This window comes from Kocuria soli (assembly GCF_003797835.1).
Classification (GTDB): domain Bacteria; phylum Actinomycetota; class Actinomycetes; order Actinomycetales; family Micrococcaceae; genus Kocuria; species Kocuria soli.
Genome location: NZ_RKMF01000002.1, coordinates 111538 through 136502, shown reverse-complemented (window position 1 = coordinate 136502; position 24965 = coordinate 111538). Strand labels below are relative to the sequence as shown.

Annotated in this window: 27 protein-coding genes and 2 pseudogenes; 17 read left to right on the top strand and 12 right to left on the bottom strand. The window is 66.8% G+C overall.

Annotated features, from left to right (window positions below; all coding sequences use genetic code 11):
• Positions 1 to 11: 11 nt before the first annotated feature.
• On the bottom strand, positions 12 to 1142 hold the full coding sequence (locus EDL96_RS02200) for an FAD-dependent oxidoreductase (RefSeq protein WP_199732512.1): 1131 nt from the start codon (positions 1140 to 1142) through the stop codon (positions 12 to 14).
• A 19-nt stretch (positions 1143 to 1161) separates the two neighbouring features.
• Positions 1162 to 2139, bottom strand: coding sequence for a LysR family transcriptional regulator (locus EDL96_RS02195; RefSeq protein ID WP_123823995.1), 978 nt, complete (start codon positions 2137 to 2139; stop codon positions 1162 to 1164).
• A 75-nt stretch (positions 2140 to 2214) separates the two neighbouring features.
• On the opposite strand from EDL96_RS02195, the gene EDL96_RS02190 reads away from it, so the two are divergent.
• The 4 genes from EDL96_RS02190 (at position 2215) to EDL96_RS02175 (ending at position 6608) form a co-directional block, all read left to right on the top strand.
• The gene (locus EDL96_RS02190) at positions 2215 to 3207 is read left to right on the top strand and encodes an EamA family transporter (protein WP_123823992.1); all 993 of its coding nucleotides are present in this window, start codon (positions 2215 to 2217) and stop codon (positions 3205 to 3207) included.
• A gap of 9 nt (positions 3208 to 3216) precedes the next feature.
• Complete coding sequence (locus EDL96_RS02185; protein WP_123823989.1) at positions 3217 to 4425, top strand: MalY/PatB family protein; 1209 nt, start codon at positions 3217 to 3219, stop codon at positions 4423 to 4425.
• A 144-nt stretch (positions 4426 to 4569) separates the two neighbouring features.
• The gene (locus EDL96_RS02180) at positions 4570 to 5277 is read left to right on the top strand and encodes an NUDIX hydrolase (protein WP_123823986.1); all 708 of its coding nucleotides are present in this window, start codon (positions 4570 to 4572) and stop codon (positions 5275 to 5277) included.
• The gene (locus EDL96_RS02175; protein WP_123823983.1) at positions 5271 to 6608 is read left to right on the top strand and encodes an MFS transporter; all 1338 of its coding nucleotides are present in this window, start codon (positions 5271 to 5273) and stop codon (positions 6606 to 6608) included. Before EDL96_RS02180 ends, EDL96_RS02175 begins: the two co-directional genes overlap by 7 nt.
• A gap of 270 nt (positions 6609 to 6878) precedes the next feature.
• Here EDL96_RS02175 and EDL96_RS13990 read toward each other — a convergent pair.
• A pseudogene (locus tag EDL96_RS13990) lies at positions 6879 to 7379 on the bottom strand (CPBP family intramembrane glutamic endopeptidase); the annotation flags it as partial.
• A 252-nt stretch (positions 7380 to 7631) separates the two neighbouring features.
• On the opposite strand from EDL96_RS13990, the gene EDL96_RS02165 reads away from it, so the two are divergent.
• A complete protein-coding gene (locus tag EDL96_RS02165) occupies positions 7632 to 8183 on the top strand; it encodes a PadR family transcriptional regulator (RefSeq protein WP_123823980.1) in 552 nt (183 codons plus the stop codon).
• A gap of 643 nt (positions 8184 to 8826) precedes the next feature.
• On the opposite strand, the gene EDL96_RS02160 is transcribed toward EDL96_RS02165, so the two are convergent.
• Together EDL96_RS02160 and EDL96_RS02155 are read right to left on the bottom strand one after the other, a co-directional pair.
• Positions 8827 to 9393, bottom strand: coding sequence for a hypothetical protein (locus tag EDL96_RS02160; RefSeq protein WP_123823977.1), 567 nt, complete (start codon positions 9391 to 9393; stop codon positions 8827 to 8829).
• Complete coding sequence (locus EDL96_RS02155; RefSeq protein ID WP_123823974.1) at positions 9380 to 10150, bottom strand: hypothetical protein; 771 nt, start codon at positions 10148 to 10150, stop codon at positions 9380 to 9382. Before EDL96_RS02155 ends, EDL96_RS02160 begins: the two co-directional genes overlap by 14 nt.
• A gap of 276 nt (positions 10151 to 10426) precedes the next feature.
• Here EDL96_RS02155 and EDL96_RS02150 point away from each other — a divergent pair, with 276 nt between their 5' ends.
• From EDL96_RS02150 to EDL96_RS02135, 5 genes are all read left to right on the top strand, one after another.
• Positions 10427 to 10984 carry a type IV toxin-antitoxin system AbiEi family antitoxin domain-containing protein gene (locus tag EDL96_RS02150; RefSeq protein ID WP_123823970.1) on the top strand — a complete coding sequence of 186 codons (558 nt, stop codon included), beginning with the start codon at positions 10427 to 10429 and terminating at the stop codon, positions 10982 to 10984.
• A gap of 14 nt (positions 10985 to 10998) precedes the next feature.
• Positions 10999 to 11634, top strand: coding sequence for a nucleotidyl transferase AbiEii/AbiGii toxin family protein (locus EDL96_RS02145; RefSeq protein WP_233568616.1), 636 nt, complete (start codon positions 10999 to 11001; stop codon positions 11632 to 11634).
• A gap of 3 nt (positions 11635 to 11637) precedes the next feature.
• Entirely contained in the window at positions 11638 to 11826 is a 189-nt protein-coding gene (locus EDL96_RS13570; protein ID WP_233568615.1) for a hypothetical protein, read from the top strand.
• A 100-nt stretch (positions 11827 to 11926) separates the two neighbouring features.
• Entirely contained in the window at positions 11927 to 12970 is a 1044-nt protein-coding gene (locus EDL96_RS02140) for a recombinase family protein (RefSeq protein WP_158609461.1), read from the top strand.
• Positions 12967 to 13419 carry a hypothetical protein gene (locus EDL96_RS02135; RefSeq protein WP_123823964.1) on the top strand — a complete coding sequence of 151 codons (453 nt, stop codon included), beginning with the start codon at positions 12967 to 12969 and terminating at the stop codon, positions 13417 to 13419. The genes EDL96_RS02140 and EDL96_RS02135 overlap by 4 nt, the downstream gene beginning before the upstream one ends.
• Before the next feature lie 520 nt (positions 13420 to 13939).
• Here the strand turns inward: EDL96_RS02135 and EDL96_RS02125 are convergent.
• Genes EDL96_RS02125 through EDL96_RS02110 form a run of 4 tightly spaced genes read right to left on the bottom strand, consistent with a single transcriptional unit; the run spans position 13940 to position 18792 of the window.
• Positions 13940 to 14713 (bottom strand): TatD family hydrolase, encoded by a 774-nt coding sequence (locus EDL96_RS02125; RefSeq protein ID WP_123823958.1) that lies wholly within the window; start codon positions 14711 to 14713, stop codon positions 13940 to 13942.
• The gene (locus tag EDL96_RS02120) at positions 14710 to 15996 is read right to left on the bottom strand and encodes a hypothetical protein (protein WP_123823955.1); all 1287 of its coding nucleotides are present in this window, start codon (positions 15994 to 15996) and stop codon (positions 14710 to 14712) included. The genes EDL96_RS02125 and EDL96_RS02120 overlap by 4 nt, the downstream gene beginning before the upstream one ends.
• A gap of 1 nt (position 15997) precedes the next feature.
• Positions 15998 to 16786, bottom strand: coding sequence for a hypothetical protein (locus EDL96_RS02115; protein WP_123823952.1), 789 nt, complete (start codon positions 16784 to 16786; stop codon positions 15998 to 16000).
• Positions 16786 to 18792, bottom strand: a complete 2007-nt coding sequence (locus tag EDL96_RS02110; RefSeq protein ID WP_123823949.1) for a KAP family P-loop NTPase fold protein — start codon at positions 18790 to 18792, stop codon at positions 16786 to 16788. Before EDL96_RS02110 ends, EDL96_RS02115 begins: the two co-directional genes overlap by 1 nt.
• 241 nt (positions 18793 to 19033) lie before the next feature.
• On the opposite strand from EDL96_RS02110, the gene EDL96_RS13565 reads away from it, so the two are divergent.
• Positions 19034 to 19177: a hypothetical protein gene (locus tag EDL96_RS13565; RefSeq protein ID WP_233568614.1), complete on the top strand. Its 144-nt coding sequence runs from the start codon at positions 19034 to 19036 to the stop codon at positions 19175 to 19177.
• 43 nt (positions 19178 to 19220) lie between these two features.
• Here the strand turns inward: EDL96_RS13565 and EDL96_RS13985 are convergent.
• Both EDL96_RS13985 and EDL96_RS02100 read right to left on the bottom strand, forming a co-directional pair.
• Positions 19221 to 19373, bottom strand: a pseudogene (locus EDL96_RS13985) (recombinase family protein); the annotation flags it as partial.
• Entirely contained in the window at positions 19370 to 19777 is a 408-nt protein-coding gene (locus tag EDL96_RS02100; protein WP_123823943.1) for a hypothetical protein, read from the bottom strand. The pseudogene EDL96_RS13985 and the gene EDL96_RS02100, both read right to left, overlap by 4 nt.
• A 208-nt stretch (positions 19778 to 19985) precedes the next feature.
• Between EDL96_RS02100 and EDL96_RS02095 the strand changes: the two genes are divergently transcribed.
• Positions 19986 to 20378: a hypothetical protein gene (locus EDL96_RS02095; RefSeq protein WP_123823940.1), complete on the top strand. Its 393-nt coding sequence runs from the start codon at positions 19986 to 19988 to the stop codon at positions 20376 to 20378.
• Between the two features lie 96 nt (positions 20379 to 20474).
• Here EDL96_RS02095 and EDL96_RS02090 read toward each other — a convergent pair whose 3' ends face one another.
• Positions 20475 to 20864 (bottom strand): heavy metal-responsive transcriptional regulator, encoded by a 390-nt coding sequence (locus EDL96_RS02090; protein WP_010155367.1) that lies wholly within the window; start codon positions 20862 to 20864, stop codon positions 20475 to 20477.
• Positions 20865 to 20968: 104 nt separating this feature from the next.
• Here EDL96_RS02090 and merA point away from each other — a divergent pair, with 104 nt between their 5' ends.
• The 5 genes from merA to EDL96_RS02065 are packed head-to-tail and all read left to right on the top strand — an operon-like array spanning position 20969 to position 24832.
• A complete protein-coding gene (merA, locus tag EDL96_RS02085; protein WP_006947556.1) occupies positions 20969 to 22393 on the top strand; it encodes a mercury(II) reductase in 1425 nt (474 codons plus the stop codon).
• Positions 22394 to 22413: 20 nt separating this feature from the next.
• Positions 22414 to 23064 carry an organomercurial lyase MerB gene (merB, locus tag EDL96_RS02080; RefSeq protein WP_123823937.1) on the top strand — a complete coding sequence of 217 codons (651 nt, stop codon included), beginning with the start codon at positions 22414 to 22416 and terminating at the stop codon, positions 23062 to 23064.
• Positions 23065 to 23093: 29 nt separating this feature from the next.
• A complete protein-coding gene (locus tag EDL96_RS02075) occupies positions 23094 to 23393 on the top strand; it encodes a hypothetical protein (protein ID WP_006947549.1) in 300 nt (99 codons plus the stop codon).
• Positions 23390 to 23908, top strand: coding sequence for a TlpA family protein disulfide reductase (locus EDL96_RS02070; RefSeq protein ID WP_006947551.1), 519 nt, complete (start codon positions 23390 to 23392; stop codon positions 23906 to 23908). Before EDL96_RS02075 ends, EDL96_RS02070 begins: the two co-directional genes overlap by 4 nt.
• A gap of 3 nt (positions 23909 to 23911) precedes the next feature.
• Positions 23912 to 24832: a cytochrome c biogenesis CcdA family protein gene (locus EDL96_RS02065; protein WP_006947554.1), complete on the top strand. Its 921-nt coding sequence runs from the start codon at positions 23912 to 23914 to the stop codon at positions 24830 to 24832.
• Positions 24833 to 24965 lie beyond the last annotated feature (133 nt).

The following is a 24965-nucleotide window of genomic DNA, read 5'->3' as shown; positions in this document are numbered from 1 at the left end:
ATGACCCGTTGTTACGCGGGGAACATGCGAAATGGTCGGGGCGATATTCCAGCTCCGGTGGCAAGATCCGCGGCGACCCGCCCGATCTCCGGCATGAACTTGGCACCGTGACCGGAGCAGGCCGAAACCACCGTGAGTCCGTCCCAGGTGTCAATCACGAAGTCCTCGGTGGGCGTGTTGGTGAACAGGCACGTGGTCTCCGCGTAGGGCTCGGGGATCAGCCCCGGTATCCGACGCCGGACGAAGTCCACCACCCGCTCACGGTTCACCGGATCGACGACGCCGTCGCTCTGGTTGGCAGAAGTCAGTCTCTTGCCGCCGTTGAACTCGGCGATCTTCTGGCCCTTGTGCAGCGCGTCCCTCCCGCCAGGCAAGCCGTAGAGCACGATCTCTCGGGACATGTTGATCAGCGTAGGCCACGATTCCGCCACCGGGGTGTCCCGGTACGGGAAGTGGAAAGCGTTCTCCTGCCGCACCTCGAATGTCGGAAACGCCGAACGCGGAACGGGCAGCCGCGGAAGCAGCGTCGGCAACCAGGCCCCCGCGGCCACCACCACCCGCCGCGCCTGCACGGTGTCACCCACCGATGACCTCACCAGGAAGCCATAGCCTGTGCGTTCGATCTGCTCGACCGGCCAGTCGTTGACCAGTCGCCCGCCGGCGGCCTGGGCAGCACCCAGCATCGCCTCGACCGCACGTTCGGCGTCCAGGACACCCGCCCCGGCGTGCCAGAGGGCTGGCCCACGGACATCGATCAGTGGCCACCGTCGAGCCGCCTCGGCCGCGGACAAGATCTCGTGGGGTTGGCCGGCGCGGTGCAGGCAAGTCGCCACGGCGGGAATCTCACGCTGGTCCCCGAAGTCCAGGGCTCCTGTCCAGGTGATGAGCGGGGCACCGTGCAGTGCTTCCAGCTCCGCCCACCCGTCCCTGGCGGTCACGGCCAGGCGTGTGTAGAGCTCCGTGTCATAGGCCAGTCGGAAGATCCGCGCCGAGCCGTGCGAACTGCCCTCGGCATTCGCGGGGCGGGTTCGCTCCACCACCAGGGCGTCAACTCCGCGCTGAGCCAAGCGCCACGCCGTCGCGGCTCCGGCCAGCCCGGCCCCGACGATCACCACTTCAGCGTCCATGCCCCCGTCGCTCATGACACGTTCTCCCGTCGATTCATCTGGTTGCGGGCTCCGCGGACTCCAGCGCGTACGCGACGGTGGGCATGACGACGGTCGCGGGCGCCCCGGTGCCCCCGCCCGGGTCGGCGACGGCGTCGGCCATCGCCCGCCGGAAGGCCACCACACCCGGCAGCCCAGCGCGGGATTCGCGCGTGGCGGTGAAGATGTTGCGGTGCGGATGTCCCGGCAGCCCGATCAGTTCCGTACCCTCCGTGTAGTGGCTACCCACGAGCCCGTGGACGAAGGCGGCTGCGTGCCCCGCCCGGACCATGTGGATCTGCAGCAGCGGGTCCGGGGATTGCAGGACGGTACGAGGTTCGAATCCGGCGCGACGGCACATCGAGTGGGACCACACGCCCATCTTCGTCCCGTAGGAGTCCAGCGCCCAGGGGGCAGCAGCAAGGTCGGAGAGGTCCCGGACCCTTGCCGCCAGCGGTCCTTCCGCCGGCAAGGCCAGCACTTGGGGGTCCTGCAACAGCTCCACCCGGTCCGTACCGGCCCGCGGGGAGACGGGGAACCCGGGGAGCTCCTCCCCCACGATGAGGTCGAACTCGTGGGACAACAGCCCGTCGTAGGCGGGGTCCAGTTCCCGCTGCGTGATTTCCACGCGGAGCTCCGGATGGCGCTCTGCCAGCAACGTCAGGGCCGGCGGAACCACGGTCATGACCACGGTCTGGAAGGAGGCCACCCGCAGGACTCCCCGGACCTCCTGATCAGCAGCGGCCAGCTCTGATTCGGCCCGCTCCAACCGGGCGACGACGGCATCGGCGTGCCCAACCAGGGCGCGCCCGGCATCCGTCAGGTGGACACCTCGCCCCACACGTTCCAGCAGCGCTACACCCGCTTCGCGTTCCAACAGGGCCAACTGCTGGGACACGGCGGACGGGGTATAGGACAGCACCTGCGCCACACGTGAGATGGTCCCGTATCGGTGCAGTTCACTCAGCATCCGCAGGCGGTTGACATTCAGCATGTTGCAGTTTTCCTAAACCACTGACGTAAGAATCTTTCGCTAGATTAATCAAACGGTGGCGGCAATGCTGAATCCATGACCGCCACCGCACCCGTCCCCGTCGTCGCCCAGGCCGGGAATCCTTCGCCTGAAGCAGCCTCCGGCCCCACGATTTCCAGGGAGGGCTCCACGACCGACGGGAGACAGGGCTCGCGGGGTACCGCGGTGCTTCTGGTTCTGGCGTCGTGCGTCTCACTACAGACCGGGGCGGCGTTGGCCATGCAGCTCTTTCCGGTACTGGGCAGCTGGGGCACCACATCCGTCCGGTTGCTCGTCGCGGCCGTTGTGCTGGCGCTGATCGTGCGTCCCAAGGTGCGCGGGTGGACCGGGCCGCAGTGGAGCGCCACCGTCTGCTTTGGAGTCGCGCTGGCCCTGATGAACGGATTCTTCTACGCGGCCCTGTCCCGGATCCCACTGGGACCCGCGGTGTCCATCGAGTTCCTGGGTCCCTTGGTCCTGGCCGCAGTGCTGTCCCTCCGCCCCCGGGACCTGGTGTGGGTGGGACTCGCGTTGGTCGGCGTGGCGCTTTTCGGATTGGAGTCCGCTCTGGGCACCGGTGGTCTGGATCCGGTGGGCGTCGTCCTGGTCCTGATCGCAGGAGCCTTCTGGGCCGTCTACATCCTGACGAGCGCGCGTGTGGGGCAGCTCATCCCGGGGCCGGCCGGACTGGCCGTGGCACTGCTGGTTGCGGCCGTCCTGTTGCTGCCCTTCGGCGTGAACCAGTTTCCCAAGATCGTCGGTGACCCGCATCTGCTAGTTCTCGCGCTCGGCACGGGAGTTCTTGCGTCGTTGATTCCGTATGCGCTCGAACTCAGCGCGCTCCGCACGCTTCCTCGCCCGGTCTTCGGCGTCCTGTTGAGCCTGGAACCGGCGGTGGCAACACTCGCCGGCTGGCTCCTCCTGGGCCAGACCGCGAGCGCGTGGAAACTCGCGGCGGTCGCCCTGGTGATGATCGCCAGCATTGGCAGCACCTTGACCGCACGACAGAAACGCACGACGCCGGAGCTCGCGCCGTCGTCTGCTGCCTAAGCTTGAGTGATGGACGCTTCGGTACCGAACCCGCTGGAAACCCTCACCCTGGACATGCTGCGTCGGCGGACCAGCGAGAAGTGGCGGCACTACCCGGCGGACATGCTTCCGCTGTGGGTGGCCGAGATGGACGTGGTACCGCCGGAGCCGGTGATCCAGGCCGTGCACACGGCGATGTCCCTGGGAGACACGGGGTACCCGTCCGGGGACGTCTACCCGCGAGTGCTCAGCCAGTTCGCGAGCGATCGATGGGGGTGGGGCGGCCTGGACCCCGAGCGCATGGTGACGGTTCCGGATGTCATGACCGGCCTGGTTGCCGCCGTGGAGCTTCTCACGGACCGGGACGACGCCGTCGTGGTGTGCTCCCCCGTGTATCCGCCGTTCTACGGGTACATGCGACAGGCCGGCCGCCGGATTCTGGAAGCACCCCTGACCCCTACGGGTCGGCTCGATCCGGAAGCCATCCGCGCGGTGCTGACCCAGGCATGTTCCACCACCCCGCAGCCCGTCTTACTCCTGGCCAACCCGCACAACCCCACCGGGGTGGCTCACACCCGAGACGAGCTGGCCGCGGTGGCCGCCGTGGCCCGGGACCTCGGGGCGCGGGTGGTGGCCGACGAGATCCACTCACCCCTGGTCCTGGACGGGACCGAGTTCCTCCCCTTCCTGAGCGTCCCAGGAGCAGAGAACGCGTTCTCCGTGTTCTCTGCCTCCAAGGCCTGGAACCTGGCGGGGTTGAAGTCCGCCGTGCTCTCGGCCGGCCCCGAGGCTGCGGCGGACCTGCGTCGCATTCCGTGGACGGTCAACGCCGGAGTCAGTCACGTGGCGGTCATCGCCCACTGCGCAGCGCTGGAGCACGGCGGGCCGTGGCTGGACGCCCTACTGACCGGCCTGGAGCAGAACCGTGACCGGGTGCTGTCCCTGGTGGACGAACACCTGCCCGGAGTGACCGTCAGTCGGCCCCAGGCCACTTATCTCGCCTGGCTGGACGGCACAGCACTCGACCTGCCAGCGCCTGCGGAGGACGCTCCCTCCAAGCCATTCGGTCTCACCGGACCTGCCGCCTTCTTCTTCGACCACGCACGCGTCGCGCTCAACGACGGCGCCCTGTACGGCTCGGGCGGGCAGGGTTTCGTCCGGCTGAACTTCGGGACGTCGTCGTCCATCCTGCGGGAGGCTTTCGAACGCATGGGAACCGCGCTGCGCAAGCGTAGATGAACGGCCTGCGGGCCGGGGGGAGCGCCGTCGGCCGCACGGTCTCCTGAGAACTCGCCGCACACACTTCTTGTCATTTTGACACAAAGGTGTAGTCTCGAATCACTTCTGGTCATTCAGACCATAACCGTGGTGCAAGGAGGCCCCATGGCTGCGCAGGACTTCTACGGCTCGGTGTCCCTTGCCGTGTCCACGGTGATCTTCGCGCTCAAGGACCGCGCGCTCTGGGTCCCGCTGGTGCGTCGTGAACGCGAACCGTACAAGGGAACCTGGGCACTGCCCGGTGGTCCCCTTTCGCCGGGGCGGAACCTCCCGGACTCCGCGCTGAGCACGCTCGAAGCCACCACCGGTCTGACGCCGTCGTACTTGGAACAGCTCTACGCGTGGGGCAATCCGGAGCGCTCCGGCGGGGACGGTCACGTGGTCTCGGTGGTCTACTGGGCGGCGCTGTCCAGCACCCCGGACCAGGAGGCCAAGGGCGTGGCCTGGTTCCCGGTAGACGGTCTACCCTCCCTGGCCTTCGACCACGCGGAGATCCTGGACTACGCCGTCGCCCGGCTGCGGAGGAAAGTGGCCTACAGCCGTATCGCCCATTCGTTCATGCCTGAGACCTTCACCCTCACGGAGCTGAGGGAGGCGCACGAAGCGATCGTGGGCCATCCCCTGGACCCGGCCAACTTCGCCCGGCAGTTCCGGTCCTCCCCCGCACTGATCGACACCGGTCGGCACCGGGAAGGTACCCCGTTCCGCCCGCCGCGCCTCTATCGCTACGACAGCTCCTTGACCTACGCCGACGACGGCGCCCTTGCCCGCGCATCCTCCGCGCCCGACGACACTCAGGATCCGACATGCTGACCCGCACCGAACGACTCGAACGCCTCCCCTTCACCAGCAAGCACCGCAGACTCCTCGGGACCTCCGGCGTCGGCTGGGCCTTGGACGCGATGGACGTGGGGCTCATTTCCTTCGTGATCGCGGCGCTCGGGCAGCAGTGGGCGCTGGATGACACGACCAAGTCCTGGATCATTTCGATGGGCTTCGTGGGGATGGCAGTGGGCGCAACGTTGGGTGGACTGCTCGCCGATCGCATCGGACGCCGTTCGGTGTTCGCCCTGACCCTGCTGGTCTACGGATTGGCCACGGGGGCCACCGCACTGGTCACCTCCGTGGGCGCGCTGTTGGTCCTGCGCTTCCTGGTGGGGCTGGGTCTTGGCGCCGAGCTGCCCGTTGCCTCGACCTTGGTGTCCGAGTTCGCGCCCAAGAATATCCGCGGCCGCGTGGTCGTGCTGTTGGAGGCGTTCTGGGCGCTCGGCTGGATCGCCGCCGCGGTGATCGGCTACTTCGTCGTCGCCGGTTCGGAGGACGGTTGGCGCTGGGCGCTGGCCCTCGGAGCCGTACCGGCGTTGTGGTCGCTCATCATCCGGTGGAAGACCCCGGAGTCCATCCGCTTCCTGGAGGCCAAGGGCCGCCACGATCAGGCGGAAACCATCGTGCGGGAGTTCGAGAACGCTGCTCAGGCGTCCGGTGCGCAGCCGGACTCCGACGACGTCGATCAGCACACGAGGTCAGGCGGCAGCGCAACGACGACGATCCGGGACACGGATCAGACGATCTTCTCCCCCGGTCTACGACGCCGGACGATCGCGCTGTGGGTGGTGTGGTTCTGCATCAACCTGTCCTACTACGGGGCCTTCACGTGGATCCCGTCCCTGCTGACCGCCCAGGGGTTCACTTTGGTGCGGTCCTTCGAGTTCACGCTGATCATGACGTTGGCGCAGTTGCCCGGTTACGCGGTGGCCGCGTGGTTGATCGAGGTCATCGGGCGACGCATGACCCTTGCGCTGTTCCTGGCCGGTTCCGCCGGTGCTGCCATTGCCTTCGGACTGGCCGGCTCCCCCGGGACGATCATTGCCGCGGGCTGTGCCCTGTCGTTCTTCAACCTGGGCGCGTGGGGCGCGCTGTACGCGATCGGTCCGGAGCTCTATCCCACGTCGGTCCGAGGTACCGGAACCGGAAGCGCTGCTGGTGTGGGACGCATTGCCTCGATCATTGCCCCGTTGCTGGTGCCGTTCCTGGTGTCCTCCGGGGGCCTGACCTTGACCTTCGGAGTGTTCTCGGCGGCATTCGCCGTCGCTGCTTTGGCGGCCTTCCTGCTGCCGGAGAAGCGGGGGCAGGCGATCGACTGAGATCCGGTAGGTCTGGACACACTTTGTCAGGGAAAAGGCCACTTCCAGCGACTGGAAGTGGCCTTTTCCCTGACAAAGTGACGACGACGCCCGGTGGCTCACTCGAAGCGCAGGCCCTCGGTCACGGCGAATCCTCCTGAGCCACAACCCGAGCCCCAGGAGGATGACTGCTGGCAGCAGTCCCACGATCGGCGAGATCAGCCACTCGAAGCCCGGTTGAATCTCCAAATGGCCGTCGAACACGAGCGGATTGACCGTGGCATCCTCCACGGCGTGGGCCAGGACCAAGGGCCAGATCGACCGCGCCAGTCGGAACAGTTCGGCGAACAACACTCCCCACAGCATCATCACTGCGCAGGCAGCCAGGGCGAACAGACCCCTGGGGACGTCCATGACGGAACGGATCTGCTCCTCAGGCAGGAAGTACAGGTAGTAGGGCAGGTGCCACAGCCCCCACACGCCGCCCGAGACGAGATAGACGACGGGATCGCCGCAACGCCGCGCATCCAGTCCACCCACGAAGTAGCCCCGGCACACGGCTTCTTCGAAAACGTTCTTGACAAGTTGAGGAACCAGCGTGGATGCGAACACGACACCCAACGCACCGAAACGAAGCGTGTCCACGGATCCCCCGCCGGTAACCACCCCGGCGGCGATGCTGACCAGGCACACCACGGGATAGATCACCAGGGCAACCACGTACCAAGGCCACGGTTCGGCAACGCGGGGAGCCCACCTCCCCGGCGCCTTGACGCGGTGCGCCAGGCACATTCCCAGCACGAGAAGCATCGGCGTCACCAGCCACAAGAGAGTTCCCGGGCTGTCCATGGAATCCGGAACTCCGAGCAGCCGATTGAGGCCCACTCCGAGCCACCCACTTGCCAACGTCACAACCGTCACCGGTACCAACCCGCCGACGTTCTTGTCCATCCCCTCCCGATGTCATGACCCGCGCGGCTCCATGTGCCTCATAGATAGGTCTATCAAACATACCTATGAGATACAAGGACTAGGGTTGCTTACATGGCACACGTGATCCTCGGACTGCTGCTCCTACGGCCCATGAGCCTGTACGACCTGCTCAAGGCTTTCGAGGAAGGGATCTCACTGTTCTACTCCGCCAGCGCAGGCAGCATCAAGCGCGCCCTGGAAGGCCTGTTACGGCGTGGAGAGGTGGAGATCGTGTCCCAGGATGTCGAGGGACGTCGGCGAAAGACGTACGGCATCACCGATGCCGGACAGGCAGCCTTCCAGGAATGGATCTTGTCTCCCCCGGAGCGCGCCGACATGGACACGGCCGTCCTTTCGCGGGTCTACTTCTTGGGCCTGCTCGACGCTACCGACCGGCTCACGGCCCTCGAACAACTGCGAACCACTGTGGCCGCAGAAGCCGCGACCCTCGAGGTCGTGGAATCGCAAGTCGCCACGTCTGAAGTGCCGGCCGAATTGGGCGATGTGGCTCGCTACGGGCGCGCGACGCTGGACTACGGGATCCGTGCCCATCAGACCGCGCTCACGTGGCTCGACGAGCTCCTGGGCCGGGCCGCGGCCGATGCGGAAAAGGGTGCTCGCTGAGGCAAACCCCAACCACAAAAGAACGAGGGTCCGCCTTCCGGCGCGGCCCTCGTTCTCGTCTACCTCAATGTGGTGGACGCGGGCGGACTCAAACCGAACACCTGGCAGAGGTTCGAGCGGCTCGGTACCGCGTGGGATCAGGCGAAACTCGCTGTTGGCGACGAGCCGCAAGGTGCCGTCGAGGACGACCCCGGAGTCGTGGCGAACCCTAAGAGACGAGCTAGAACACCACTGACGGACAGCGAAGTGGACGCTATTAGAACTGCCCGAGCGAACGGCGAAAGCGTGGTCTCGATCTCGCGGCGGTTCGGTATCCATCGGATGACTGTGTGGACGCACACGAACGACTCCCTGCGATGAGAGTGCTGAGCCGTCCGCGAGGACTCACGGCACGCTGACGCGCATCCTGCGTAGCGGGCCAGGTGTGACGCCGACCTATTGGCAGAAGAGCCTGGCGACATGACTGCGGAAGTGCCAGCCGAATCGCTACATCACAGCAGGGACGGTCAGGTTAGTTTCGCGCAGGTATTTCGCCAGGCGCTCTGCGCGGATTATTGTCAGGTACGCGCCGATGTGCAAGATCGTCTGGATCCACAACAGCGAGTCGCCCTTGCGTCCGCGATGCCCCGGTGGCCTGCTGGCGCTACTTCCAGTTCATCATCGGGCCGTTGATGATGTTTAGGATGAGGCTCTCGATGAAGACTACGGCTTCCTCGCGACCGATTACGTACCCTGTCGGATGGCCACAGCGATTGCGCGTGTCCAGCTTCTCAGTCAACAACTTGCGGGCGTTCTTGTTGAAGACGCCCGCGTCCTCGCATATTTGAAAGAAGTTTTGGTCGCTCAAGTAGAGTAGGTCGTCCTTCTTCTTTACTTTCTTGTACGCACTGGACTGCCCGAAGCGGGCAGCATTGTGCTTCTCAAGCGTCTTGAACCCCGACCGCTGGCTCGCGATCGCAGAGTAGATGTGCTCCACCGTTGCTGACCAGACCATCAGTACGGCGCCGCGATACGCGCCGTTCTCGTAGCAGTCGATCGCTTCTTTCAGATATGCCTCGTAGGTCGCCGGTGCAAGCGCGGCGGCATCTCGGAGCGAGTGCAGCGCGGCGGCGGGGGCCTGCTTAGCGATGTTGGTGACGGGTAGTCTGTGCGTTTCCTGGAACTCGCCCAACCGCTGAATCTGGGCGATCGCGTCCTCAGTCGTCGTCATCGTTTACGGGCTTGTTCAGCACGTACCGCGCCATGTTCTTGAATATTTCGCGCACCGTGTCGGCCCTGGCGTCCGCTGCGATGTGGATTTCAACATTAACGTGCACGCTGGGGCTGGCTGATACGGCCACGTCTCGGATCTGGGGAACCGCTTCGGCCGCGGGTGCCGCGGCCTCCGAACCAGAAGGTGGCGCTGACACCGGAGGTGCTGTCGGCTCTTCTCCTTCGGGAACTGCCGCCGCTGCTGATGTGGAATGAAGCACCGAGTCGACAACGGAAAGGTCGAAAGCAATTCGAGTTTCGTTGCCCCCGCGACCGATAGTCAGTGCGCCAAGGCCTGCGCCTTGAACAATCCGACCGAAGCAGACGGCTCCGTTCTTGAGCGTGTCGCCCTTCACGCCTCCAATCGTGGCGGAGTGCTTCGTCTCCCAGTACTGGCCGATCTCGGTAGCCGTCACCTCGCTCCGACTCCCATAATGGACCCACTCAAGCGTCGCGTGATAGAGCGCGACTCCACCAACGGTCTCCTTGAGTGCGCCAGCCTGGTCTCCCGACGCGAACTTCGACCCACGATCCGTGATCTTGATGTTGGCACCGTCACGAGTGACTAAGCCGAACTCCACCATTGCGCCGAGCTTCCGACCGTCGAGTGACCCCAACGTACTCTCGACCTTCGTGATTGCCGTGAAACCGATCTGCTTTGCGAGGTAGTTGAGAATCTTCTCGATGTCCTCAACGGACGTCTTGATCGGGACCATGCTCTACGCCTCCATGACTCTAGGTCGAGGCACAAGCATCCCATAGGAGGCACCGACAGTCGCATTCGACACGCGGTCGGGGGCATGAGCAGGTGCGTCATGAGCCCTTCGCGCGGCAGGCAAACACCTCACCGACCTTCTGCCATCGGTCGCGTGGACGACATGCTGGGGGTAGCAGTATGCAGGCGTGCTGCCTCTTGGCCACTCGGGTTGGCGCAATTCGTCATCAGCTATGCTTACGTGTATACGGTTTGTATCAGATGGAGGGTGGCGGCGATGGCGACGTTGAGGCCGGGCTCGGCCGAGGAGGCCGGCATGTCGCGCAGCGGGCTGTATCGTGCGGCGCGCGAGGGGCGGCTGGAGCGGGTCGCGCGGGGCATATACCTGCCGGCGGATGCGGATGCGGCGGACTGGGACTGGATCGAGGCCGCGACTCGTCGCCCGGATGCGACGATCTGTTTGACGTCGGCGCTCGCTCATCAGGATCTGACTGATGTGATCCCCGCCGCGTTGGATGTCGCGATCCCGCGCGGGTCGCGCACACCGGCGAGCGATGGCGCTATCGCTTGGCATCAGTTCGACCGGGCCACGTTTGACATCGGCCGTGAGGAGATCCCGATTCCGGGCACGGATCAGACCATCGGGATCTACTCGCCCGAACGCTCGATCGCCGACGCGTTCCGGTTGCGTGGCGAGGTCGGGTACGAGCTGGCGCGGGAGTCGTTGAAGGAGTGGCTGCGCCGCGGCGGGAAGCCTGCTCGGTTGATGGAGATCGCCTCTCGTCTCCCTCGGGCGAAGTCCCCGGTCCTGCAGGCGTTGGAGGCGCTGGCGTGAGCGTGTGCGATGAGGTGTTCCGCCGCATCCAGTCTGCGGCACGCTCGGCAGCCGCGAATACCGGGACGGGTGCGCCGACGCAGGAGTATCTGATCCGGCACACGCTGGAGTCGTTCCTGGATCGGCTCACCCGCACCGCCCATGCCGAGGACTTCGTCCTCAAGGGCGGGATCCTGCTGGCCGCCTACGGCGTGCGGCGCCCGACGAAAGACGCCGATGCTAACCCCGTCGGAACCGACGTCACAACCGATCACCTCATCGCAGTGGTTCACGACATCGCCGCCGTCGAGATCGATGACGGGGTGGTGTTCGATCTCGGCTCGATCAGCGTGCAGGAGATCCGCGAGCAAGCCGACTACCCAGGATCCCGGGTTCGAGTCGGCGTGTCGATCGGGCCGTGGAAGGGCACCACCGCGTGGGATGTCTCCACCGGAGATCCGATCGTGCCCGCGCCTCGCCGCGTGCGCATCGACCGTATCCTGGGCGACCCGATCCTGCTGCTCGGCTACGCGCCCGAGACCACGATCGCCGAGAAGGGCGTCACCATCCTGGAGCGGGGAATCACCAGCACCCGGTGGCGCGACTACGTCGACATCGTCCAACTCGCCCGACAAGGCATCGACGCCGATGAACTGCTCCGCTCCGCGTGAGCAGTGGCCCGCTACCGCGGCGTCGCCCTCGAACCCGTCGCACCGCACGTGGTCGGCTATGGGCAGGTCGGTCAGGCCAAGTGGGCGGCCTGGCGTCGCAAGGAGCGGCTGGAGGCGGTCTCTGAAGCGGACCTCGACCAGCAGATAGCGCTGGTGGCCTCCTACCTTGACCCCCGTGTTCAGCCACGGTGACACCCAGCCTCGCATATAGCGCGCGTCCGTGTCCGCGTCCCGAAGCGTTGGAGGCGTGACTACTACAACCACAGAGAGTCCGTTGTCTCCGCTTCGGGCCGTGTCCTATGTCCGTGTCTCCACCCTCGATCAGGCCCGCCGCGGCTCTGAGCCGGAGGGGTTGTCGATCCCAGCGCAGCGGGAGGCGAACCGGCGGCGAGCGTTGGACATGGGCGCTCTCGTGGTCGCGGAGTTCGTCGAACGTGGCCGCTCGGGCAGGTCGCTGGAACGCCCGGAACTGCGGCGGATGCTGGAGTACATCCAGGACCGGCCGGTGGACTTCGTGATCGTACACAAGATCGACCGCCTCGCCCGCAACCGCGCCGACGACGCCGCGATCACCAGGACCATCCAGAACACCGGCGCCTACCTGGTGTCCACGACGGAGGCGATCAGCACGACCCCGAGCGGGAGACTGCTGCATGGGATCATGGCTTCCATCGCGGAGTTCTACTCCCAGAACCTCGCCACCGAGGTGACGAAGGGAATGCGACAGAAAGCCATTCACGGGGGAACGCCGGGGCGGGCACCGCTCGGCTACCTCAACGAGCGTCGGTTCGACGACGGCCGCGAGGTCCGCACCATCACGATCGACCCGGAACGCGCCGAGCACGTCATCTGGGCGTTCCACGCCTATGCCACCGGCGGCTGGAGCGTCACCCGCCTCGCCGCGGAGCTAGAGGCCCGTGGCCTGACGACCAGGTCGGGGCCGAACACCCCTGCCGGGCCGTTGACCGTGAACGGGCTGCACCGGCTTCTGCGGCGCCCGTATTACAAGGGCATCGTCGTCCACAACGGCATCGAGCATCCAGGCCGGCACGAGCCGCTCATCGACCCGGTCACCTGGGCGACCGTGCAGGACATCTTGACCAGCCGCCGCAACGGGGAACGCTCGCGGGCTCACGATCATTACCTCAAGGGGACGGTGTTCTGCGTCGAGTGCGGCAGGCGGCTGATCGTGCAGCACACCCGCACCAAGACCGGCCGCGTCTACGACTACTTCGTCTGCCACCGACGCCGCGACACCACCTGCAGCAACGCAAAGCCCTGCCGATCGCCCAGGTCGAGCAGCAGGTCGAGGACCTCTACCGCACGATCGAGATGAACCCCGACCGGCGCGAACGCATCGAGCTGACCGTGCTGGCCAAACTCCACCGACAACAGGCAGTCAACGATCAGCGGCTCGCAGCGATCGCCGTCGAGGCCCACACGGTTGAGGCGAACCAGGCCAAGCTGCTCGAGGCCCACTATGCCGACGCTATCGACCGTGAGGCGTTCCTCACCCACCAGCGACGGCTCAACACCGAACTGGCGAACCTCGGCCGGGAGAGGGCGAAGCTGGAGTCGGAGAACACCGAGATCCAGCAACGCGTCCGTGACGCCCTCGACCTGCTCCAAGACGTCCACGACACCTACTCGAACGCGCCGGTCACAGTGCGCAAGCAACTCAACCGCGCCATCTTCGCCGGGATCTTCCTCGGCCCCGATCCCGATCAGATCCGCGCCGAACTCAACGAACCCTTCGCCAGCATCGCCAGGCCGAACAACGACTGAGGCCGCCCTGTCGGGCGGCCTCAGCAAGCGTCGGATGCACTTTTGATAAGAGCAACTGGGTGGAGGTAGCGCGACAGTGTTCGAACCTTGCCCCGGCGCTGACGCGGGCCGTGTCGTCGCATCACGCGATTCGGCGTCGGGACTCGTTGGTTCGCCAGGAGTCTTTGGAGCAGCTGCCGCGCCCGGTGACGCGCTTGACGGAAACGATGCTGCTTGAGGCCGAGCGGAGGTATCGGGGTGGGGAGATCCTGCGGACCATCGCGAAGGATTTGGGCGTGAGTCGTGAACGCCTCTCAAGTCATTTGCGCAAGCGAGGGGTCCGGCTCCGGCGAGAGAAGCCCGCTCCTGCGCTGGTGCTTGAAATGTGCCGCCGGTACGAACAGGGTGAGTCGTTGGCGAGAGTGGGCGCGCGCCTTGGATTCAACCCCAGTTCCGTGCGTGTCGCGCTCCTCGCTGCGGGTGTGAAGCTTCGGGACACTCATGGGCGAGTGCGGTGAGTCTCGACGCCCCTGTCGGGGTGTTACTCGATAGCCCCGAGGATTGCTGCGACTCGGGGTGGCAGCAGAGACTTCGTACCAGTGGTGTTCACAAGCGTGGCGAGGTTGCGCCAGGCGTGGGCGCGGATCTGAGCGGTGGTGACTCCGCGCTGCTTGGCGAGAGCTGCTTCGACGTCGCGGACGTTGCCAGGTTGATGCGGGCGGGCTCCGCTGCGGTTCCCATCGGGGTGGTCTGTTTCTAGGAGGAGACGGTCCGTGGGGATGAGGTCGATGGCGTCGCTTCGGCGCATGGTGGCGGTGTTGATCGAGAAGTAGGCCCCGAGTTCAACTGCGCGCCTTGTCGTGGCTCGGTCGCCGAGCCACCAGTGCAGGATCGCGCCGGTGATCGGGGTGTGTTCGAGATGCTCCACGACTTCGTTGGTTGCCCGGTAGCTGTGGATCGACGTGAGTCGGGGCTTCGCTTGGAGTTGCGTGAGCAGCGCGGCGAACACCTCGTGCTGTTTGGCGAGGCGGGATGGGACTTTTGCGTCGAGTCCGATTTCGCCGACGTAGGGGGTGCGGGCGATGAGACGCTCGAACTCCTCGGGGTCGTAGCCATCGAGTGCGGTCTTCGCTCCTGGGTGAACGCCGACGCCCCAGATCGTGAGCAGGTCATGGTGCTGGCGATCGAGGGCGACACGCGACTCGGCGAGGCTTCGGCTTGCCGCGAAGATCACGGCTCGGAGGTTCAGCAGGTCCCGAGGGGTGATCGTCGGGTCGATGTGGGCGTGGAGGTCAACGGCCGGGAAGTTGGTCATGTCAGCGTTTCCAGCTCGCGCGCGCCGCGGACGCAAAGGTCACGGGCGTCGGTTGCGGAGTACCCGTCGGGCAGGCGCATCGCTGCGATGTCGCTGACCCGGATTCCGCGGGCCACGAATCCGCGGATGCTGGGAAGGATTGACGCCTTTTCGAGTTGGGATCTCGCGGCCTCGCTGGGAGGGGCGTCGATCACGTAGGTGCTGCGGTCGGTGAGTTCCGCGGCCGCGAACGATGCCCTGCGCACCAGGCATCCGAAGCACGTTCCGCAATGGTCGGTCGCTGTCACGCCGAGCCATCGTCGGTTGGTGAACGCGCACGAGTTGGTGGCGCTGAGCAGGTCCGAGGCGGGGTCATCGCCGACCTGGTCCGCCAGCCACCGGAACATCTCGCCCTTCGTCTGTGCTGCGAATGGATTGGACAGGGTTCCCCATGCGCCGGCGACGGAGACGAGTCGGGAGAGTTCGGTGAGGAACCACGGGTGGGTGGTGCGGGTGGACAGACTGCCGAGCTGGTCAGGGCCCAGGGGTGGGTTCAGTGACGCGAACCCGTTCTCGGGGATCCAGAGCTCCACCTCGTTGACCGAGGCGAGGGCGAGGCCGAGCGCGAGGAAGAGGAACGATCGGGTTCGCGTGGTGTTCTCGTTCTTGAACCGGTGGCCTCCGGGCTGCGTCTGGCGTCGGGTGAAGCGGATCTGCGCGTGCTGCTGCGTGCCGCCATTGGGGCAGAGGTCTCGGATGCGTTCGGCGACGTCCTGCTGGATGGGTGAGATCGATGTCGCCCCGACGTGAGATACGAGCAGGTGCGATTCGGGCCGGGTGCGTGCGAAAAATGCGCCGGTGGCGGAGTCGGCGCCGCCGCTCATGAGCACCACCCGCTGCACGTCGGGATACCCGTTGGGCGCGATGTCCTCGCGAGGGATGCGTGCTGCACGGAAGGTGAGCGTCCATCGGTCACCCGACAAGAAGTCGAGGAGCTGCTGCAGCTGTATCGTGATTGCGTTCCAGGGTGCCGGGTTGTGGACGGGGACGCTCAGGGCAATGTGGCGTTGGGTCCAGTTGACGCGGCCAGCCCGGCGCGGGACGGAGCGGTCTGCGGCGTAGACCATCGCGGCGAGGCGGAACAGTTCGATGTTCTCGCGTCGAACCGGGCCGAGCTTGCCCAGCCGGGGTCCCAGGGAGGTGTTGAAGGTGCCGGCCCCAGCGGTGGGCCAGTAGAACGTGCGCTCGGCGGATTCGGGAGTGAGCGCCGATGGGACGTGGAAACGAAGGTCGAACTGTGCCATCTCAATCCGCCTCGTGGATGGTTCTGAGATATTCCAGTCCGTCTTCGATCGCGCGCGTGAACTCCTCGGCGCTGGGCCCGCTGGGCGAGAGGTCCGCGTGCGCGGCAAGCTCTTCCGCGGCCTGACGAATCCCGTCCTCGAACGCCGCGCGTTCGGCCCCTGACATGTCCTTGGTGTTAAGACTGGATGCGGTCTCCACAAGGTATGCCTCGGCCAGGATCAGGGCGACCGCTTCCTCCGCGATCTGCCCGAGCGACACGTCCGTTCCCGTGCTGTCGCTCTCGACGAGCCATTCGGCGAGCCTGCCGACGACCTCCATCTGCTCCGCAGTTTCGATCGTTCCCGCGGGGAGATCCTCACAGACTTTCTGTGCGATCTGGTGGGCGACGTCGAAGATGTTCGGGTTGGCTCGCAGTGCGTCGTAGTCCAGGCCGAGATCGCGCAGAGTCTGCGCGTCGCCGCTGCGGTACGCGTATGCCGCTGCGGCCCCACGGCCGGCGGAACGCGCGGAGGCTGCCGTCGATCGAGTGAGGCTCTCGCTGCTCCGGCGGCCACCACCCCCGCCCCTTCCCCCTCCGCCGCGGGAGGAACGGAAGAGCGCGGCCGTGGGCAGCACCCTGCCGGCTGGTGAGTTCGGGGACGGCTTCAGCGGGGATAGAAGCGAGGACTGGTTGCCTGAGGGTGGCGGGGCCTGGCCGTCAGCCCCGGGGAGGTTGGCCAGCCAGTCGTCGAGTCCGTCGCGCAGGTCACCACCGGCGGCGCTGCCGGAGTAGGAGCCTTTTGTTCCCATCAGCGCTTACTGCCCTTCGGTGGCGGCGTGGTGAGCGCCTTTTTGATGTTGCCGTCTGGGAGCTGCGCGGCCAACGCGTTGATGACGTCCTTCATCCCGGGGATCTCGACCCCGGCGAGGATGACGGCGGTGCCGGGCTGCAGATCGGAGGCCGGGAGCCGGCGGAATGCGTCAAGCGCGGCCGGTTGCACGGCGACATGTGCGGTGGCGAGTCTGACGATTCCGGAGACCGCGCCGCGTTGCTCCTGGACACGGTCTCGTGCGCGCAGCCCCAGGTGCCGCAGCAGCTGATCGACATCGTCGGTCGTGAGCGCTCGCAGGCTCTCGTCGGTGAGCTGCCGCCTGTCCACCGTCCGGGTCGAGGCCAGCTGCGCGGCCAGATCGCGGAGATGTTGTGGAAGCTCTGCACTAACCAGGAGGTCGCCGCGGAAGGATGCCGCCAGGTGCAGGTACGGGCTCAGGTCGAGGTCATGAAGATCCGGTGGGAGCTTGGCCCACCGAATCATGTCCTCGGCGAAGTGCGGGGCGACCGCGGCTGTTGACGCCGCTTGGGCCTGCGCTTCCTCCGCTTCGGGTGGTCGCGCGTCTTCGGCTGTGCCGGGCGGTTCCGCTCCGGTCGCCTCCGCGGCAGTCTGGGCGGGCTTATCCGGTGCATGGTCGCCGAAGTCAGCTGGCGGAGCGGGGACGGGAGATTCTTTCGGCCGGTTGGCTTGCGCTTCCAGCGACTCCAGTCGATCTCGAAGCTCACCGGTTCGCAGCCATGACAGCACGGACTGGAACTGATCCGGCAGGAGGACTTCAAGAACCATGAGCTTGGCGACGACGTCGAAGTCGAGCTCGATGCCCCGCCGCGCGGCGATGGATCGACGGATGTTCAGGTCGTTAAGGAATCGCTTGATGCGCCGCGGGTTGCCCCGCAGTTTCTCGTAGAGGATCGTGGTGAGCCGACGCGCGAAAGACAGCTCTCGCTGGACGTCGAGACCGTCAGGCGCTTGCAGGTCGTCGAGAGCGCCGGCCATGCGGAGCCGGTGGCATTCGGTGATGACCTTTTCGAGCTGCTCATCGGTGAGACGCTGGTCAACGCGATTCTGCAGCTGCAGCAAGAGCACATACGACTCAGTGTCGAAGGCACCCAGAGCCGGCAGTGGAACGGTGGTCTGGACGATCTTGTGCAGGTAGAGCTTGGACGGGGGTTCTGCCGGGAGAGCGTCTTCGTCCTCGGGACGCTCCGTGGGCATGCTCGACTCCGGCAGGCGTGTGCGAATCGCGTCGGCGACCCGGTCCTCGTCTGCCGCGATGACGAATGCCATGCCCTCGACACTCAGGAAGAGACGGATCGCTTCCAGGGTCTCCACGACGGTGTCGACCAGACACCGGTCGAGGTCGTCGACCAGCACCGCGACGCGTCGCACGTGAGCCATCTCCTCGGCCCCCAACAGCTCAGCGAACTCGGCCTTAAAGCCAGCCAGGCCCCGCGGCTGGTCCCCCGCGTCAGTGCCCTCGGACGCCGGTTCTCGAATGAGATCCAGCACGTCGTTGACACCGGGGATCTGCAAGGTGAGTGATGACTTGGCGGCGAGCTTGACCGCCTTGGCCCAGTCGACGCGATCAGAGAGCCTCTTGAGGAGCTTCTTGATCTTCTCACCCTTGGACTCCTCGACGTCCTTGAGGCGTTCCGTGAGTTCGGCCGCGATGGCGTCGAGGACCTCTCCGATCAGGCTTTCCTTCGCGCCCACGGCAGGGTCATAACGCCAGGGGTCGGTGCGGACGGTGATGATCTTGGCGTTCTCAGGATCGCTGCGGGAGTCAAGATCAGCCTTGATGAGTTCAAGGACGGTGGTCTTGCCACTGCCCCATGGGCCGGACAGTCCGATCGCCAGCGGATCGAGCGCGTCATCGAGCACGGCGTCGGAGACCGTTTCCGCGATGGCCCGCGCCGCGAGGAAGTCCACTTTCGACGGCTCATCGGACCAGAGGCGACCGCGAAGGTCCTCGATCGTGGACATCACGCCTCCTCACGTTCAGCTGCGAAGGCGGTTCTGTGAGACCTGCGCGAGCTCGCCCGCCGTCGGGGCGGTGCGCGAAGCGCACATAAGCATCCGATGACCCAAGTTTTCCGTTCAGGATCTCACGTTTGCCCTCGCACGCGGGGCCGACACGCAGGGAGCCCTCGGACAGGCGGCGAGCGGGTCAGTCCGTGGAGTCGCTACCGCCGGAGGGGAACAACCGCGGGGCCTGGGCATCGAGGTGCGCCTGCTTGACGGCGATCAGGTTCTCCTCGACGGAGCGTGTCGTGCGGTCTTTGGTGACGTGGATGTCTACGTCGGCGTCGTGGAGCTGCTGGACGACGGCGACGTGATCGGCGTACTTGGCGCCGAGCGAGATCGGTGACGATGAGCCCCGTCACGTCCTCCCGCGCGACGGCATCGAGAACGCCACGCAGACCGTCGCTGGGGCGCCCGATGTCGGTGAAGACCTCGGTGATGGTCAGGCCGTGCTCGTCGGCGTATCGGCGGCAGTCGGATTCCTGCCGGTTCAGCCAGTCCGGGTTCTCTGTCACGCTGCGCCGGTAGGTGACGGCCTTCATGACGCACCTCCGGCCATGGCCAGAGCCTCGCCTGGCGTACCGTGCGACTCGGCTTCGCGGCGGGCGTTGCGGCGCTGGATGTGTTCGCGGTAGCGGACGCGGGCGAGGGCGATGAGGCTCATCGGGCCGAGCCAGAGCATCTTGAGCGCGTTCCATGCGCACAGCAGGGCGACCAGGTGGGGCCAGCCGGGGCCGCCTTGCTCGATGTGGTCGGTCAGGAGCTTGGCGGCTGCGATGTAGGGGGCGGCGAGCAGCATCGCGGGAATGCCCCATTTGAGTCCGCGGCGGGTGTGCACGGCATCGCGGATGCGGTTCGTCGGGAAGAGCCGGCGGGCCGGTTCCAGGTTCTGGGCGGTGTTCTCGCTCTGGCGCCAGCGGCGTCGGACGCGGTCGCTGAGGAACATCGGTGGGCCTCCATTCAACACGGTTCGAATGATCGAGAAGCGGCGTGTTGGTGGTGGCCCCGGAGGGGGCGATCCCGAAGGACCCTGCAGATGGAATGCCTGCGCTTCACCTCCTAGTTTATGCGCGGGTCGGGAGAAAGGGGAAGGTCTCGTCGTGGTGCCGGGTGCACCTGCGCTGGTAGTGCCTGGTGAGTGGAAGGACCCGGTCATGGTTGCTCTGACTGACTATGCCTCTGATGAGCGGACGGCCCGCGTGGTGCTCTCGATGATGATCGAGCCTGCCGACCGGACCGTCGGTCGCCTACTGCTCCGCGAAGGCGCCGTCGAGACCCTCCGGCTCCTCGACGTGGGCGGATCGATGCCCGGCGTCCGGGCTGAGGAAGCGTCGATCCTGCACCACACCGCGCAGCAGTTCGCTTCACGGGGCAGCCTCGGCGATGATCTGGCGGGGGTGCTGGACGGGTCGTATGCGCCGCTGATCCCTGGCGATGCGCATTGGCCGGTCTCGGTGGACGCGCTGGGCGATCGTGCCCCGTACGTGCTGTGGACGAAGGGAGCGACCTCGCTCCTCGCGACCCGGCAGGAGACGCGGTATTGGTAGTGCGCGTTATTTGATTTGGCGCTATTTGGCGGACGGGGGATTCTGCACGACTTTCCGTTCTCGTCGCTTGGGAGAGCCGAGAGGATTTTCCGTGAGCTACAGGTACCGGCAGACCTGGTCCGCGCTGCACGAGTCGGGGTCGGGCTGCGCGGCGTCGTGCCTGAGCTCGGCGATGGTGTCTCGGAGCGCTGTGAGCTGGGCGATCTGCTGCTCGATCTCGGCGAGGCGCGCGTCGAGGAGATCGCGCACGTGCTCGCAGGGAGCAGCGCCGCCGTCGCGGATGTCGAGGATCTGGCGGATCTGGGCGAGGGTGAGGCCCGCGGCCTGGCCGCGGTGGACGAAGTCGATCCGGGCGGCCGTCTCGGGCGCGTAGTCGCGGTATCCGGACGGCGTGCGCTCGGCCGGGGGCAGCAGGCCCTGCTCCTCGTAGAACCGCAGCGTCTTCGCCGTCGTTCCCGCCCGCTCGGCGAGTTCCCCGATGCGCATCGCAGGCCCCCTTTTCTTTCGGCAGAAGCCTTCTTGACCTTCCCCTGCACTGGAAGGTCCAGTATGACCGAGAAAGAAGAGAAACCCAAGTGACGGGAGCTGCGATGCCCACGAAGTACGACCTCGCCATCATCGGATCGGGCGGTGGTGCGTTCGCCGCCGCGATCCGCGCGACCACGCTCGGCAAGTCGGTGGTGATGATCGAGCGCGGGACGCTCGGTGGCACCTGCGTGAACACCGGCTGCGTGCCGTCGAAGGCCCTGATCGCCGCGGCCGACGCACGGCACTCCGCGGCCGACACCGCCGACCGGTTCCCGGGGATCGCGACGACGGCGGGGCCAGTGGACATGCCCGCCCTGATCGCCGGGAAGCAGGCGCTGGTCGAGTCGCTGCGGGGCGAGAAGTACGCCGACGTCGCCGACTCCTACGGTTGGGCCGTCCGCCGCGGCGATGCCGCGTTCGCCGGCACCCCCGACGCACCGGTCCTCCAGGTCGCCGGGGACGACGGGAGCACCGAGACGATCGAGGCCGGGCACTACCTGGTCGCGACCGGCTCTCGGCCGTGGGCCCCGCCGATCGACGGCCTGGACCAGACCGGGTACCTGACCTCGACCACGGCGATGGAGCTGACCGAACTCCCTGAGTCCCTGCTCGTGCTCGGCGGCGGCTACGTCGCCCTGGAGCAGGCGCAGCTGTTCGCCCGGCTCGGCTCCCAGGTCACCGTGCTGGTCCGGTCCCGGCTCGCGTCGAAGGAGGAGCCGGAGGTGTCCAGGACGCTGCAGGAGGTGTTCGCCGACGAGGGCATCCGGGTGGTCCGCCGCGCGCTGCCGACGCGGGTGTCCCGCGACGCCGCGACCGGGCAGGCCGTCGTCACCGCGGACGTCGCCGGCGGCCGGGAGGAGTTCCGCGCCGACCAGGTGCTCGTCGCCCTCGGACGACGACCGGCCACCGATGGGCTCGGCCTCGACAGGGTCGGGGTCAAGACCGGGGACCTCGGCGAGGTGGTCGTCTCCGACCGGATGCAGTCCTCCCACCCGCGGATCTGGGCCGCGGGCGACGTGACCGGCCACCCCGAGTTCGTCTACGTCGCCGCCCACCACGGCACCCTCGTCGCCGAGAACGCGTTCGCCGACGCCGATCGGGCCGTGGACTACGCCCGACTGCCGAGGGTGACGTTCACCGGCCCGGCGATCGGCGCGGTCGGGATGACCGAGAAGGACGTCGTCGCCGCCGGGATCCGCTGCGACTGCCGCGTCCTGCCCCTGCACCACGTGCCCCGCGCACTGGTCAACCGCGACACCCGCGGCTTCGTCAAGATCGTCGTGGACGCCGACACCGGGAAGATCCTCGGCATCACCGCCGTCGCCAAGGACGCCGGCGAGCTCGCCGCCGCCGGGGTCCACGTGCTCGGCAAGACGGTCGCCGAGGTCGCCGACGCCTGGGCCCCCTACCTGACCATGGCCGAGGGCATCCGGATCGCCGCCAAGGCCTTCACCACCGACCCGTCGCTCCTGTCGTGCTGCGCGTGAACGAACTGGAGGAACCCACGATGTCTGACCTCAGCATGCAACTGCCCGAGCGGCTCAGCCGACTGGGAGAGACCGGCCTGCTCATCCCGCTGCTGCGGCTGCTCGCCGACGGTGACCCCGTCACCGTCCAACAGCTGTCCGTGGCTGCGGGCCGCACGATCGACGAGGTACGGCTCGGACTGGCCGCGATGCTGGACACCGAGTACGACGACCAGGGCCGAATCGTCGGCCAGGGCCTCACGCTGCGCCCTACACCGCACCGGTTCACCGTCGACGGTGAGGAGCTCTACACCTGGTGCGCCCTGGACACCCTCATCTTCCCGGCCCTCCTCGATCGCCCAGCGCGCGTGGAGTCCGTCTCCCCGGCCAGCGGAGAGACGATCCGCGTCACCATCGATCCGGTTGCCGGTGTCACCGGCGTCACACCCCCGAGCGCCGTGGTGTCGCTGGTGAACCTGGAGCAGATCACCTCGATCCGCTCGGCCTTCTGCAACCAGGTGCACTATTTCGCCTCCGTCGACGACGCCACCGGGTGGCTCTCTGAGCATCCCGGTGCCGAGGTGGTGTCGGTGGCCGAGGCCTACCGGATCGGCAACGAGCTCACAACGAGCCTGCTCGACCTGCTTCAGGACGACACCCCGGTGGCCGACGACTGTCCCCGCTGCTGTTGACCCGCGACACAGAAGGATTCGAGAACGCTATGACCTCCAAACACGACGACCGAACGCGAGGCGGTGGCCTACTCCTGGGAGCCGGTGCCGTGCTCCTCATGACGATCTGCTGCGCGCTGCCCGTGCTCATCGCCGGCGGAATGCTTACTGGCATCGGCGGGCTCCTTCTCGGCAACCCGTGGGTGATCGGCGTGGGCATTGCGCTCCTCGCGATCGTGCTGCTCGTCGTCGTCCGCCGCCGAACCCGCCGCGGCCGTGTCGAACCTGACTGCTGCCCGCCCACCGAATCCGCTCACCGCACCGACCCGAAGGGCGAACAGAACCAATGATCAGCTCCCGCGCCCGTCGTTCGCTCGCCACCCTCCTGCTCGCAGGCTCGCTCATCCTGACCGCCTGCGGCACCGTTGATAAGGATCCCGTCTCTGCCGAGACTGCCACCGCCGCGACGGTGACCAGCATCGACGCTCAGCGGATCAGCCTGCCCGCCGCCGGGAAGCCCACCGCGGTGTTCTTCTTCTCCGTCGGCTGCGGCGAATGCGTCGGCGGAGTCCGATCCCTCGGTCAGGCGGCAGCCGCGGCCGAGGAGGCCGGCATCGATGCCCAGTTCCTCGCCGTCGACATGGATCCGCGCGAACCTACCGAGACCATTCAGAGGTTCATGGAGTACGTCGACGCCGTGCATGTCCCCGCCGCCATCGACGAGGGCGCGGCGCTGTCCCAGCGCTTCGGGGTCGCCGCGCTGTCTACACTGATCATCGTCGACAGTGACGGACAGGTGACCTTCCGCGCCACCGACCCCGACGCCGATACGATCGTCTCCGCGCTCCACAAGGCCGGGGCCTGAGCGATGGGCGGACTCCTCGCCCTTGCCTTCGCCGCCGGGATGATCGCCCCCGTCAATCCCTGCGGCTTCGCGCTGCTCCCGGCCTGGATCACCCATGCGCTGGGCGACGCCGCCTCTTCCTCAGCCCCGGTGCGCCTGCTGCGCGCCCTACGGGCTGGCCTCGCGCTGACGATCGGGTTTGCGGGCACGCTCGCCTTGGCTGGCGTCGCGGTAAGCGCCGGCGCACGGGGCCTGATCCAGGCCGCCCCAGCCCTCGGCCTCGCCGTCGGGATCCTGTTGGTGCTGCTCGGCGGGGCGATGCTAGCCGGACGCTCTATGTCCCTCCGGCTTCCCGGCATACCCGGCCGCGCAATCGAACGGCTGCCCAGCGCCGTGCGCATGGTCGTCTTCGGCGTCGGCTACGCCGCGGCCTCGCTGTCGTGCACCTTCGGCGTACTCCTCGCGGTCATCGCCCAGGCCCAGGCGACAGCCAGTTTCGTCGGGCTGCTCCTCGTCTTCGCCATCTATGCCGCCGGCTCCGCCACCGTCCTGCTGCTTGTCGCCGTGGTCGCCGCCGTAGCCGGTTCTGTGCTGTCCAGGCGGATCGCCGCACTGACACGATTCGTTCCCAAGGTCACCGCCGCCGTCCTGATCCTCACCGGCGTCTACCTGGCTTGGTACTGGTTTCCAGTTGTCGTCGGCGATGCCCCTTCCGCAGGGCGCACCGACGTCGCCGCTGTCTCGGCGACGATATCGAACTGGCTCCAAAGCAACACCGGCGTCATCGCCGGCCTGTCTACCACCGTGGTGCTCATCGTGCTACTAAGCGGATTCCTTCATCAACGCCGTCGGAACTCCGGACGGAGGACCGAGGAGGACTGCTGCGACCCTCAGTCGACGCACTCTCCCGGGGACCGGCCGAGCGTGCCGACCGAGCGGCATTGAGCGGCTCCTGCACGTCAAGGTCATACGACGTGGTTGACCGGAACGACGAACTCGGACACCAGACGCCCTCCCACCCGACGCCGATCATCGGACACGGCGTGGGTGTTGTTCGTGGCCTATGTCGAAGGAGAGC